The organism is bacterium, from assembly GCA_027622355.1.
Taxonomy (GTDB): domain Bacteria; phylum UBA8248; class UBA8248; order UBA8248; family UBA8248; genus JAQBZT01.
The window spans coordinates 1-13121 of record JAQBZT010000045.1; the positions used below are offsets into that span (position 1 = coordinate 1).

9 protein-coding genes and 2 pseudogenes are annotated in these 13121 nt (G+C 64.8%); 9 read left to right on the top strand and 2 right to left on the bottom strand.

The genetic code is table 11. From position 1 onward, the window contains the following. Positions 1-1968 (bottom strand): ComEC/Rec2 family competence protein (locus O2807_04350; GenBank protein ID MDA0999737.1); only part of this gene is annotated, 1968 nt, incomplete at its 3' end. A gap of 199 nt (positions 1969-2167) precedes the next feature. On the opposite strand from O2807_04350, the pseudogene aspS reads away from it, so the two are divergent. Together aspS and era are read left to right on the top strand one after the other, a co-directional pair. Further along, a pseudogene (gene aspS, locus O2807_04355) lies at positions 2168-3956 on the top strand (aspartate--tRNA ligase). A gap of 10 nt (positions 3957-3966) precedes the next feature. After that, entirely contained in the window at positions 3967-4977 is a 1011-nt protein-coding gene (gene era / locus O2807_04360) for a GTPase Era (protein MDA0999738.1), read from the top strand. Positions 4978-5003: 26 nt separating this feature from the next. On the opposite strand, the gene rpsU is transcribed toward era, so the two are convergent. Continuing rightward, positions 5004-5192, bottom strand: a complete 189-nt coding sequence (gene rpsU, locus O2807_04365) for a 30S ribosomal protein S21 (protein MDA0999739.1) — start codon at positions 5190-5192, stop codon at positions 5004-5006. A gap of 170 nt (positions 5193-5362) precedes the next feature. On the opposite strand from rpsU, the gene recO reads away from it, so the two are divergent. The 7 genes and pseudogenes from recO to O2807_04400 form a co-directional block, all read left to right on the top strand. Next, positions 5363-6124 (top strand): DNA repair protein RecO, encoded by a 762-nt coding sequence (gene recO / locus O2807_04370; protein MDA0999740.1) that lies wholly within the window; start codon positions 5363-5365, stop codon positions 6122-6124. A gap of 72 nt (positions 6125-6196) precedes the next feature. After that, a complete protein-coding gene (gene argS, locus O2807_04375; protein ID MDA0999741.1) occupies positions 6197-7864 on the top strand; it encodes an arginine--tRNA ligase in 1668 nt (555 codons plus the stop codon). Between the two features lie 30 nt (positions 7865-7894). Continuing rightward, positions 7895-8515, top strand: a complete 621-nt coding sequence (locus O2807_04380) for an SPOR domain-containing protein (GenBank protein ID MDA0999742.1) — start codon at positions 7895-7897, stop codon at positions 8513-8515. A gap of 125 nt (positions 8516-8640) precedes the next feature. Continuing rightward, a pseudogene (gene lipA, locus O2807_04385) lies at positions 8641-9492 on the top strand (lipoyl synthase). 145 nt (positions 9493-9637) lie between these two features. Continuing rightward, on the top strand, positions 9638-10834 hold the full coding sequence (gene alaC, locus O2807_04390; GenBank protein ID MDA0999743.1) for an alanine transaminase: 1197 nt from the start codon (positions 9638-9640) through the stop codon (positions 10832-10834). Positions 10835-10864: 30 nt separating this feature from the next. Then, positions 10865-12187 carry a homoserine dehydrogenase gene (locus O2807_04395; protein ID MDA0999744.1) on the top strand — a complete coding sequence of 441 codons (1323 nt, stop codon included), beginning with the start codon at positions 10865-10867 and terminating at the stop codon, positions 12185-12187. Positions 12188-12217: 30 nt separating this feature from the next. Beyond that, a partial coding sequence (locus O2807_04400) for a hypothetical protein (protein MDA0999745.1) occupies positions 12218-13121 on the top strand: 904 nt, incomplete at its 3' end.

Genomic DNA, 13121 nt, shown 5'->3' on the forward strand with positions numbered 1-13121 from the left:
CGCCTCCTTCCGCTGGCTTGGGGAGACGCCGTGCACTGTGCGGAGACGGAAGCCGGCGGCGAGGGATTCTGCCGCGCGCGATTTTTTCCCGGCCGGCACCAGCGTCACGAGGGTATCCCAGTTCCGCTCCCCCTCCCGGAGCAGGGCGGGGGCCAGCACTCTTTTCCAGGGATCGAAGCGGCCGCGCGTGTGGCTTCCCTCGAAGGCGAAGCCCCGGCCGTCGGGAAGGCGAAGGAAGAACGCGTCCACCCGCCCGGCGGCGGGCAGCGAGAGCGAGAGCCGGTGCGCCGGGGCGATGGCGGGGGGATAGGCCGCCCAGAGGATCGGGAGCACAAACACCGCGGCCCCCAACCATCCGAGGCGGCGCAGCCGCTTGCCCCTCGCTCCCAGCGCCGCGGCGAGGAGGAGAAGATAGCCCGCGGACAGGGTGGGGTGAGCGGGCGGGACCGTGATGACGCCGCCGGGAATCGCGCCCGCCCCCTCGGCCACGCGGAGCATCCCTTCGGCCATCAGGCGGAGCGGAAAGGCGAAGACGGCGAGCACCTGGTTTGCGGATTCTGTGAAGGCCGAGAGCGCCGCCGCGATGCCCGAGGCGACGAACGTCCAGGGAACGGCGATGGAAGCGATGGGGATCAGCAGAAGATTCGAGAAAAGTCCGGCCGGGTGAATCTCATGGAAGTGCCAGATCGTCAGCGGAAGAAGCGCGAGCAGGATCACGACCTGGAGGATGACGAGTTGGAGAAATCGGATTCGCCACCAGGCCGCCTGCCAGATGCGGCTCTCGGGCGGCGGGGCCGGCAGCCGGGGCGCCACCAACAGGATCGCGCCGACCGCGAGAAAGGAGAGTTGAAAACCGGCGTCCCAGAGAGATCCGGGCTCCGCGAGGAGAAGGATGAGGGCCGCCAGGGTGAGGGTATGAATCGGCCCGCTCGGCCGTTCCATGATCCGCCCGCACAGGTAGGCCACGACCATGATGGCGGCCCGGATGGTGGAGACCCGGGCGCCCGTCATGAGGGCGAAGAGGACAACGACCGGGATGGTGCAGATGGCGGCTGCCTTTGTGGGGGTGATGACCGCCGGATGGGTGGGGAAGAGGCCGGGGGGGAGCCTTCTGAAGATGGCGTGGAGGAAAAAGAAGAAAAACGCCGAAATGAATCCCACGTGCAGACCGCTGATGGCCAGCAGGTGCATGGCGCCCGCCCGCTGGAAGGACTCCCGGAGATCGGGCGGAATCTGCTCGCGCGTGCCGAGGGCCATGGCCTCCATAAGGCGTGCCGCGGGGGCCGGAAGGGTGTTCCGCAAAAAATCCCGCATCCGGTCGCGGACCCGGAACAGGGCTCGGCGCCAGGAAAAGCCCGCGGGCCGCTCCAGCAGCTCCAGCGCGTCGGGAGAGATGTAGCCGGTGGCGTGAACGCCGCGGAGCCTGAGGAATTCCCGGTAGTCGAACCCGCCGGGGTTTTTGTCGCGCACGGGCGCCTGGAGGCGCGCGCGGCGGACGAGGATGCGATCGCCCGGGTGGAAGCGCTGACGGGGAACTCCCGCGAGCGTCAGGCGCACCGTTCCCTTGACGGGGACTTCGACCCCCCGGACGAAGAGCCGTTCTGCCGCGATGTCCATCCGTGCGCGCTTGTAGGGAATCCCCTCCCGCGTCTCAACCGGAGCACTCAGGCGGCCGATCAGGTTGACGCGCGGAAAGGGGATGCGCGCGAGAAGATGGTGTGAGGGAACGGCGGCGCGGTACAGTTCGGGCACAGCCGCTGCCGCCAGCAGGCCGGCCGCCAGAAGCGCGGCCCCCCGGAAGCCGATCGGGCGCCATGCCCTGTGGAGGATGGCCGCGAGTCCCAAGACAAGCGCCGCGGCCAGCAGCGGAAGAGCGGCGGGCGATTCAAAGAGAAGGCCCGCCACCAGAAGGCCGCCCGTGTACCCGGCCGTGAAGATGAACAGAGGTTCTCTGGCCCATGCCTTCATGAGAAAGGTTCCTTGCCGTCACCGGAGTGTTGCTGGCGGCATTATGCCACCGAAGATGGCCGGTGAGTGATTTCCGCGGGAAATGCTTGAGGGCCCGTGGGGGCCGTGGTAGGCTCGCGCTCGCCGGTGCTTGGGCTTTCGGTCCGGCGGCCCGTTCTGCTCCGCTTTTTCACGCAATACCCGTTCGGGAGGAGAAAATTTGAGCGCGCTTCTCGCCGCCGGACGCACCCACTCTTGCGGCGATCTCCGGGCCGGGGACGTGGACCGCGAGGTGGTGCTGATGGGCTGGGCCCAGACACGCCGGGATCACGGCGGGCTCATTTTCATCGACTTGCGCGATCGCTACGGCATCACCCAGGTGGTGGCCGATCCCTCCTACAGCGAGGCGGCCCACCAGCTCGCCGGGCAGGTCCGCTCGGAATGGGTGCTGGCCATCCGGGGGAAGGTGATCCTCCGGCCCGAGGGGATGGCCAACCCGAACCTGGAGACGGGGAAGATCGAGGTCCGCATCACCGCGCTCGAGGTGCTCAGCGAGGCGAAAACCCCGCCCTTCCAGATCGAAGAGAATTCTGATGCGAGCGAGGCGCTCCGCCTGCAGTACCGCTACCTCGACCTTCGGCGCGCTCCTCTCCAGCAGAACTTTTTTCTCCGCCACCGGGTCAGCCAGACGGTGCGGAACTATCTTTCGGGCGAGAAATTCGTCGAGATCGAAACCCCCGTCCTGACGAAGAGCACCCCCGAGGGCGCCCGCGATTACCTTGGTGCCGAGCCGCGTGCAGCAGGGCAGCTTCTTCGCCCTTCCGCAGAGCCCCCAGATGTTCAAGCAGATCCTGATGGTCTCGGGCTTCGATCGCTACTTTCAGATCGTCCGGTGCTTCCGCGACGAAGACCTGCGGGCCGACCGGCAGCCCGAGTTCACCCAGATCGACATTGAGTGCTCCTTCATGAACCGCGATTCGTTCTTCACGCTCATGGAAGGGCTGATGGTTTCGATCTGGAAGGAGGCGCTCGATGTCGATCTCGCGCCACCCTTCGAGAAAATGACCTATCCGGAGGCCATCAAACAATACGGCAGCGACCGTCCCGATCTGCGCTTCGGGATGAAGCTGGCGACGATCACTGATGTAGCGGCCGCGAGCGAGTTCCGGGTGTTCAAGGGCGCGATTGAAAAGGGCGGCGCCGCCCGTGCGATGGCGGCGCCGGGAATGGCCTCTGCCTCCCGGAAAGAGATTGACGACATCATCGCGCGCGCACAGGAACTCGGCGCGGGCGGCCTCGCCTGGGTGAAGTGCACTGAGGGTGGTTTCGAGTCGAACATCGCGAAATTCTTCCTCGAGGGCCAGCTGGAGGAGATCGCAAAGCGCGCGGGCGCGCGGCCGGGCGATCTGCTGATGATGGTGGCCGATGCCCCCAAGGTGAGCGCGTCGGTGCTCGGCCAGCTTCGCCGCGAGATCGGCGATGCACTGGGACTGCCGGAAAAATCCGGCGATCCCTTCCGATTCGTCTGGGTCGTGGATTTCCCCCTCCTGGAGTGGGACGAGGAGGAGAAGCGCCACTTCGCGCTTCATCATCCCTTCACGGCGCCCCTCGCCGAGGATATCCCCTTGTTCGACACCGAGCCTGCTGCGATACGCTCCCTCGCCTACGATCTGGTGCTCAACGGCGCGGAGATCGGCGGCGGGAGCCAGCGGATTCACCAGCGCGAGGTGCAGCAGAAGATGTTCCGGGCCCTCGGCTTGAATGAGGAGGAGGCACGGCGCCGCTTCGGCTTCTTCATGGAGGCGCTCGAGTACGGCACCCCGCCGCACGGGGGCATCGCCTTCGGCCTCGACCGCATCATGATGATCCTCACGGGCGCCCCCTCTATCCGGGATGTCATTGCATTTCCCAAGACGCAGAAAGCGGTCTGCCTGATGACCGGGGCGCCCTCTACGGTTGACCGCGCCCAACTTCGGGAACTGGGGCTGGGCGGCTCCGTTCCCCGGTGAGCGATTTCCCTTGAGCGGAAAAAAAAGAAAGCCAGAGCGAGCGCCGAAGCATCCCCCCCTGTCCGCCGAGAGCGGCCGGGAACTCGATCTCGCCGAAATTCTCGGGCGCGCTGAGGAGCCGGGGGCCGTCCCCGAGGGACACCGCTCGGGGTTCGTCTCCATCATCGGCCGCCCGAACATCGGCAAGTCCACACTCCTCAACCGCATCCTGGGCGAGAAGATCGCCATCGTCACCCGCAAGCCCGGCACGACCCGGCGGCGCCTTCTGGGCGTTCACACCACGGAGGCCGCGCAGATCGTTTTCTTCGACACCCCGGGGATTGAGCGGCCGACCTCGAAACTGGGCCGCTTTCTGCTGGAGGAGATAAAGGCGGCCTGCGTGGGGGCCGACCTGGTGCTCTTCATGACGGACGGGCGCGAGGAGGATGCCGATCTTCAGGCGCTCACGCTCCTCGATCAGTCGGGCGCGCCGCACTTCCTTCTGATCAACAAGATCGACGCCATGAAGCAGGAAAATCTTTTGCCGATGATCGAGCGTTTCTCCAGGGGAGGAAAGTTCGAGGAGTATGTCCCCATCTCCGCGCTCAAGGGGACGAATGTCGATCGGCTGCTGGAAACGGTGAGGAAACACCTGCCGGAGGGACCGCGTTATTTTCCGCCGGGGACGCTGAGCGATATCTCCGAGCAGCGGCTCATCGAGGAGTTCGTCCGCGAACAGGTCTACCGGCAGGTGCACGAGGAGGTGCCCTACGCCGTGGCGGTGCGCGTTCAGGAGATGGAGCGGGACGAGGAGACAGGTTTCCTCCGCGCCGAGGCGGTCATCTTCGTGGAGCGAAAGAGCCAGCGCGGCATCTTGGTGGGGAAGAGGGGCGAGCGCATCAAGGCGCTGGGGCAGGCCGCGCGGGCGGAAATCGAGGCGCGGCTGGGCGGACAGATGTTTCTGGGGCTTCAGGTGCGAATCAAGCCGAACTGGCGGCAGCTCGATGCTGCGCTCAAGGAACTCGGCTACGGGCCGGACTAGCGGTGGGGGCCGGTGAGGGCGTCCGGCTAGCGGACCTGGGCGCGGATGCGCTTCTTCCGGGCGGCCAGCATCTTTTTCTTGCGCTTGACGCTCGGCTTTTCGTAATACTCGCGCTTGCGGATTTCAGTGAGTACGCCGGACTTCTCGCATTGTTTCTTGAACGCTTTCAGCGCCCGATCGATGGATTCCCCTTCGTGGACCTTGATCCCTGGCATGTAGCGGTAACACCTCCTTCGTTGAGCCGTTATCCCCTGAAAATCGAGGGGAATGAAGCTATTTCATATCCATTGTGATTCGTCAAGTGTACGGATATCAATTTCGGGCATTATTCCTTAAAACGTAGGGAAAATCGAGCGGCGCCCGCCGCGCCGGAGAAGGGGAAAAAATGGCCATTTTTGCCAGCGAGGCGCTCGTATTCGGGGCCACCCCCTATTCGAACACGAGCCTCATCGTCACTCTCTTCACCCTGGAGGCGGGAAAGGTCCGCGTGGTGGCCAAGGGGGCGCGGGCCCCGAAGAGCCGTCTCGGCCCGACACTCGAGCCCCTGACCCATGTGGAGGCCGAATGGAGCTCCAGGGAGGGGGCGGAGCTCGGGACGCTGCGCAAGTGCGAGAGCCGGGCGCTCTTCCGCCGCCTCTGGAAGGAGCCCGAGGCCATGGCCCTGGGCTACCGCCTGCTCCAGACGATGGACCGGCTCTTCGGGATACACGAGGGAGAAGCGGCCCATTTCCGGCTGCTTTTGGCGGCGCTCCGCGCCATCGAGGCGGACGGTAAGAACCTGGCCAGCATCGAGGGGGTTTTTTTCATCATGCTGCTCGCGCGGGTGGGGCTCTCCCCCCGGCTGGGCTACTGCGATGATTGCCGGAAGAAGGCGGGGGCGGAGGCGGCGGTGCTCGACATCGCCGCGGGCGAGCTCCGGTGCCGAGATTGCCCCCGTCAAGTGGAGCAGGGGATGCGGCTCCGGCCCGGGGCGATTGCCACGATTGGGGCGGCGCTCGCCCAGCCGGAGGAGAAGCTGGCGGCAATTCGCATTCTTCCCTCCCTCCAGGATGAAGTCATCCGGGCCGGAAGGCGCTTCCTCGCCTTCCATTCGGGACATCCCTCGCTGTCTTTTCCCGGGCGGGACGCACCGGGAAGCGGGGATTGACGCAACCGGGGCGCCGGGGTAGGTAATCATTCCCGGGCCGGGGTTTTCGGCCCTCTGCCGCGTGAGGTTTTTGTGGTCCGCGAAGTTCTCCAGAAAATGATCGAGAAGGCTGTCGCCTCCGCGAGGGCGGGCGGTGCTCTCACGGCCGAGGAAATCCCCCCGATCATCCTCGAAAATCCACCGCGGGAGGATTTCGGGGATTATTCATGCAACCTGCCGCTCCTCCTCGCCAAGCCCGAGCGCAAGGCCCCCCTTGCCATTGCCGATGTGCTGAGGGCCCACCTTCCGCCGGCGGAGGAGATGCTTGCCGATGTGCAGGTGGCCAAGCCCGGCTTTTTGAATTTCTACCTGAAAACGGAATATCTGACGGACCGGCTCGGCGGTGTGCTCCGCGATCCGAAGGGTTTCGGAAGGAGCGATATGGGCGGCGGGGAGAAGATCCTCCTCGAGTATGTGAGCGCCAACCCGACCGGTCCGCTTCACATCGGGCACGGGCGGGGCGCCGCCGTGGGCGATGTCCTTGCGCGGATCCTCCGCTTCACCGGATTCGATGTGGACTGCGAGTACTACATCAACGATGCGGGCAATCAGATGGAGATGCTCGGCAAGTCCGCCTACTGCCGCTATCTCGAATCCAGGGGCGAGAAGGTGAAATTTCCCGAGGAGGGCTACCAGGGCGAGTACATTCGCGAGATTGCAAAATCGCCCGCCTATATCGAAGCGATAAGGGCCGCCGCCGGTACCCCCGCGGCCGAGATGTCCGCCTCGGTCCGGGAGACGGCGCGCATCATCCTCGAGGATATCCGCAGGAGCCTCGACGGCTTCCGGGTCCGCTTTGACCGATGGTTCAGCGAGAATTCCCTCTTTGCAGATGGCCGGGTCGAAAAGGCGATCGCCCGCCTTGAGGCAGCCTCGAAAATATATGAGGAAAGTGGTGCTAAATGGTTGAAATCAAAAGAATACGGTGATGAAAAAAATCGTGTCGTCGTCCGCGAGGATGGCCGCCCGACCTATCTGGCCTCCGACATCGCCTACCATCTGGAGAAGTTCGAGCGGGGCTATTCGAGGTGCATCAACATCTGGGGGGCGGACCATCACGGCTATCTGCCCCGGGTGCGTGCCGCGGTGGAGATGATGGGGTTTGATCCGAAGCGCCTCGAGGTGCTCTTCGTCCAGTTCGTCAGCCTTCGGCGGGGCGGAAATCCTGTGCAGATGAGCACGCGCTCGGGCCAGTTCGAGGAACTCTCCACCGTGGTGGACGAGGTGGGGGTGGATGCGGCGCGGTTTTTCTTTCTGATGCGGAGCGTGGACACGACGCTCGAGTTCGACCTCGATCTGGCGAAGGAGCAGTCGAGCGAAAACCCGGTGTACTACGTGCAGTACGGCCATGCGCGGACCTGCAGCCTCTTCCGCCAGGCGGCGGAACAGGGCGTCTCCCTTGAGGGGATGGACGCGGTTCCCTCCGGTGGGCTCAAGCTTCCCGAGGAGCATCAGCTGGCCAAGGCGATTCTGGAATGGCCCGAGGTGATCCGGATGGCGGCCGAGCGCCGCGAACCCCACCGGCTGACCTTTGCCCTCATGGCACTCGCCAAGCAGTTCCACGCCTACTATAATCGCCACCGTGTGCTGACAGACGATCCGACTGTCACCCGCGCCCGACTTTGCCTCGCGCGGTGCGTCCAGAGCGTCCTGGCCTGCGGGCTGGCCCTGCTGGGGGTCGCAGCACCCGAAAAGATGTAGGCTCTCTTCCGCCCTTGGACAGCCGATACCATGCCTTCAGGGCCGAAAGCCCACCCCGGTTCCGGGGGGCGCGTCTACCAGGTCGCTTTCACGAAGATGCAGCTGGCCCTGCTGATCGTCGGTGCCGGGGCGCTGCTCACCATCTTTTTCTCACTCGGCTATGTCCTGGCCTCGCGCCAGGAGGATACTTTCGCGCGCCAGCTCCGCGATGCGCCCCGCACCACTGTCCGCCTCGATGGGGGTCAGAGTTCCTCAAAGGCGTCCCCTCCCGCTGAGGCGGACTTCTACAAAGGCCTTTTGAAGAAAGGTGGCCGCAAAGAGCCGGTCCTCAAGCCTCTTCCGCTTCCCGGGCCTGAGGAGAAGCCGGTGCTTCCCCGGCCCGCCGCATCCGGCGCGGAACCGGGTGTCCCGCGACAACCCTTTGCGATCCAGCTGTTTTCCTCGCACAACCAGGCCGAGGCCGAGCGCGTGGCCGAATCGCTGCGCCGCAAGGGGTTTCCCGCGACCATCCAGCGCGCCGACCTGAAGGAAAAGGGAGTGTGGCACCGGGTTCGGGTGGGGCCTTTCCCCAGCCGAAGCGCGGCGCTCCAGGCTCTCGAATCCATCCGCGAGCGCACCGCTCTGCGGGGAGGGCAGGTGGTCCCTCTGTGATGGCCGATCCGGCTCTAGGAAAATGAACGATAATCCGATAAAAACAAGAATGGCCGCTTCTTGACACCTGGAGCGGGGGGTTCCAAGATGCGGCCCTTTCGAATCGCGGGAGTGGAGATTTTTCAATGGCTTCAAGACGATTTCCGCCGTGGCTGGTGAAGCGCCTGCCGAATCCGAGCCTGGCGCACGATGTGAAGGCGCTGATGCGGCAGCGGAGCCTTTACACCGTGTGTGAAGAGGCCCGATGCCCGAATATCTTCGAATGTTTCTCCCGCAAGACGGCCACCTTCATGATCGGGGGGGACATCTGCACCCGGACCTGCGGCTATTGCGCGGTGACGAAGGGCGCTCCCGGCCCTCTTGATCGGCAGGAGCCGGTGCATGTGGCCGAAACCGCCGCCCAGCTGGGCCTGCGTCACATCGTCGTCACCATGGTGAATCGAGACGATCTCGATGACGGCGCGGCGGGCCATGTGGTCGAAACCATCGAGGCGATCCGCGATCGGCTTCCGGGAACGACGATCGAGGTGCTGGTCTCGGACTTCATGGGAAACTTCGAGGCGGTGGAAAAGGTTGTGCGCGCGAAGCCCGATGTGTTCAATCACAACATCGAGACGGTGCAGCGGCTCTTCAAGCAGACGCGGCCGAACGGGGATTATGCGCGCTCGCTCCGCATCCTGGGCATGGCCCGCGAAATTGACCCCGCGATGGTCACCAAGAGCGGCCTCATGGTCGGGATGGGAGAGCGGGAAGAAGACGTTCTCTCGCTCATGGACGATCTGCGCCGCCCCGAGGTGGACTGCCAGATCATGACAATCGGCCAGTACCTTCCGCCGAAGCGAAAGTCCATTCCACTCAAGGAGTACATCCACCCGGATGTCTATGCGCGCTACCGCGCGGCGGGACGGGCGCGAGGCCTTCGGCATGTCTTCGCCGGGCCCTTTGTGCGCAGCTCCTACAACGCCGAGGAGGCGCTTCACGCCGCCCGGGGCCGGGAGGGCGTCGTCCCCTCGGGCGATCCCGAGGCGCGTGCGTTCATGACCGGGGACGGTTCGGGAAAGAATATTCCGATCCCGGCGGGCGGCCTCATTCAACTCCAAGCCAGCGGGCGGGCCGGTGCCAATGGATGATTTTCAGCGAATCAACCGGCTGCCGCCCTACGTTTTCGCCGTCGTGGACGAGTTGAAGCTCGCCGCGCGCCGGAAGGGGGAGGACATCATCGACTTCGGGATGGGGAATCCGGATCTCCCGACCCCGCCCCATATCGTCGAGAAGCTGGTGGAGTCCTCCGCCAATCCGCGGAATCACCGCTACAGCGCCTCGCGCGGAATCCGCAAGCTGCGCCATTCGATCGCGAACTGGTACGGCAGGCGCTTCAACGTGGAGATCGATCCGGAAGAGGAAGCCATCGTCACCATCGGGGTGAAGGAGGGCATCGCCCATCTTTCGCTGGCCATCACCAACCCCGGCGATCTGGTCATGGTGCCGAGCCCGACGTATCCGATTCACACCTACGGGATGATCCTGGCGAACGGAAACGTGGTGCATGTCCCGCTCTCGCAGGGGGACGATTTTTTCGAGAATCTCAAGAAGGTGATCGAACCGATCTGGCCGCGGCCGAAGATACTGATGCTCAGCTTCCCCCATAATCCGACGACGGTCTGCGTGGATCTGTCATTTTTCGAGAAAGTGGTGGCCTTCGCGAAGGAGTACAACCTGCTCGTCCTGCACGATTTCGCATACGCCGATCTGGGATTCGACGGCTACCAGCCGCCGAGCATGCTCCAGGTTCCGGGGGCGAAGGATGTAGGGGTGGAGTTTTTCTCGCTCTCGAAGAGCTACTCAATGCCCGGCTGGCGCATCGGGTTTTGCGTGGGCAACCGCCGCCTGGTCGGTGCGCTGCGCCGGATCAAAAGCTATCTCGACTACGGCGCCTTCCAGCCGATCCAGATCGCCTCGATCATCGCCCTGGACGGCCCGCAGGAGTGCGTCGAGGAGATACGGAACATCTACCAGATCCGGCGGGATGTGCTGTGCGAGGGGCTGCATCGCATCGGATGGTCCGTTGAAAAGCCCAAGGGCACCATGTTCGTCTGGGCGGGGATTCCGCCCGCTTTCCGGGAAATGGGATCGCTCGAGTTCGCAAAACATCTGTTGATGAAAACCCAGGTGGCCGTGTCCCCCGGCGTGGGTTTCGGCGAGCTGGGCGATGGGCACGTCCGCTTTGCGCTGGTGGAAAACGAACATCGCACCCGGCAGGCGGTTCGAAGCCTGCGCGAGATTTTTCCGGCCAAGTCGGAAAAACGAATGACGGGATAACACTTCTCTATTTTGTTTTGTGGGTAGCCAATGCGTGAAATTCGTGTCGGGATTCTGGGCCTCGGGACGGTGGGCAAAGGAGTCGTCAACCTTCTGAGGGAGCAGCGCGAGCTGATCAAAAGACGGCTCGGAGTGGAGATTTGCGTCGTGCGCGTCGCCGACCGGAGCGCCCACCGCAAGAGCGTGCCGGGGCTGCCGCCGGAGAAGCTCGACACCGACGCCGAGGGCCTGATCGACGACCCCAATGTGGATATCGTCACCGAGCTGATCGGAGGGGTGGACGACGCCCGCAAGCACATTCTCCGCGCCATCGAAAGGAAAAAACCCGTCGTGACGGCGAACAAGGCCGTCCTCGCCGTTCACGGAGAGGAGATATTCGCCGCCGCCGAGAAGGCGGGTTGCCCCCTTTGTTTCGAAGCCTCGGTCGCGGGCGGCATCCCCATCGTACGAAACCTGCGCGAAGGTTTTGCGGCCGACCGCATCGAAGGGCTGGTCGGCATCCTGAACGGCACTTGCAACTACATCCTTTCGGAGATGACGGAGAAGGGCGCCGGCTATGAGGAGACGCTCAAAAAAGCGCAGGAGCTGGGCTACGCCGAGGCGGACCCGGCCTTCGACGTAGACGGTGTGGACGCCTCCCACAAGATTGCGATCCTCGCGAACCTCGCCTACGGAACGCCCGTGAAAGTGGAGGAGATCGCCACCGAGGGGATTCGCAACATCAAGGCAATCGACATCGCCTTCGCGCGGGAGCTGGGCTACCGCATTCGCCTGCTGGCCATCGCCCGTGAGACGAACGGGGCGCTGGACATCCGTGTGCATCCGGCCATGCTGCCCGAGCACCATCCGCTCTCGCACGTGGGCGGGGTGTTCAACGCGGTAGGGGTAACGGGCGCTAACGCGGGGCCGCAGGTGTTCATCGGCCAGGGTGCGGGCCCGGCCGCCACGGCGAGCGCCGTCGTAGGCGATCTGATCGAGATGGCGAGGTGGCTTCGAAGCGGCGCGCGCGCGCGCCTTCCGGCGGCCTCTTTTCTTCCCGACAGCCGAAAGCGCCTCGCGCCATTGCCGCCCAGCCAGGTGTGCACCTGCTACTACATCCGCTTCGCGGCGCTCGATCGGCCCGGCGTCCTGAGCCGGATCTCCGGCGTGTTCGGGAGGCACGAGATCAGCCTGGAATCCATCATCCAGAAGGGCCGCGCGGGAGAGGAAGGCCACGTCCCGCTGGTGATGATGACGCACGAAGCGAGCGAGGAAAGTATGCGCAATGCGCTCTTGGAGATTCTCAAACTCGATGTAGTCGGTCCCGAGTATGGCCTCATTCGGGTCGAGGCGAATGGCATGGCATTCGCCTAGGCGGAACATGGGGCAGACGGAGGACTGGCTTTGAAGACGTTACTGATTCTGGCGGGCGGGCTGTCCGGCCGCTCCCGCCCCGAACTCCAGGGGAGAACCCCCCTGGAGACCGCCCCCACCACCGCTCTCGATGATTTGGCGCGCAAGGGCCGCGCCGGCTGCTGGCGGACCGCTTTGCGGGGAAGACTTCTCGGCTCTTGTGCGGCACTTCAGGCCCTCATCGGGTGCCGGGAGACGGTGCCGGGCGGGGTGCTTGATGCCCTGGGCCGGGGGCTGGAGTTGCGCGAGGATGAGTTTGCCTTCCGGGCGAATTTCGTTTGCCTCAAGCCGGGGCCGACGAGCGTGCTCATGTTCGATCCCTCGGGCGCGGGACTGACCGGGGAGGAGGTCGCGCCGCTGGTCGATCATTTGAATGAAAACATGGCGCCGGGTCCGGAGGAGGAGTTGCGGCTGACGCCGCTGGAGGGGCCCTGCGCGGTGCTCACCTACCGGCGGGCGGGGGAGAAGATGCCGGCTTCATCGGCCCAGGGATTTTCCTCACCCTTCGACATCGTGGGGATGTCGGTGGGCGATCATCTGCCGGTGGCCCCCGAGGCGCGGCGGTTCGTTCACATGGTGAATGACTCGCAGATGATTTTGAGCACCCATCCTCTTCTGATGGAGAAGGCGAAGCGCAGCATGTTCGCCGCCAACAGCCTCTGGCTCTGGGAGGGGGGAAGGCTGCCCCGAAGCTTTCCCGCGCTCGCAGGCCGGCTCGGCGGGCGCAGGGCCGCCCTCATCGCCGAGAGCGATGCCCTCCACGGGCTGGCCCGCCTCGGCGGCCTCGAAGTCATCCGGCCCGGCGCGGATGGGCTGGCCGCCGCCGCCCGGCGCGCGCTCAAAGCGTATGATGTTGTGGTCGCCGCCGACGAAACGGGGAGCGCGGCCACCCGGC

Bases quoted from the DNA above. Each gene is read 5' to 3' on its own strand.
- O2807_04395 (MDA0999744.1), top strand. From the start codon at position 10,865: ATGCGTGAAATTCGTGTCGGGATTCTGGGCCTCGGGACGGTGGGCAAA.
- rpsU (MDA0999739.1), bottom strand. From the start codon at position 5,192: ATGCCAGGGATCAAGGTCCACGAAGGGGAATCCATCGATCGGGCGCTG.
- alaC (MDA0999743.1), top strand. From the start codon at position 9,638: ATGGATGATTTTCAGCGAATCAACCGGCTGCCGCCCTACGTTTTCGCC.
- recO (MDA0999740.1), top strand. From the start codon at position 5,363: ATGGCCATTTTTGCCAGCGAGGCGCTCGTATTCGGGGCCACCCCCTAT.
- O2807_04380 (MDA0999742.1), top strand. From the start codon at position 7,895: ATGCCTTCAGGGCCGAAAGCCCACCCCGGTTCCGGGGGGCGCGTCTAC.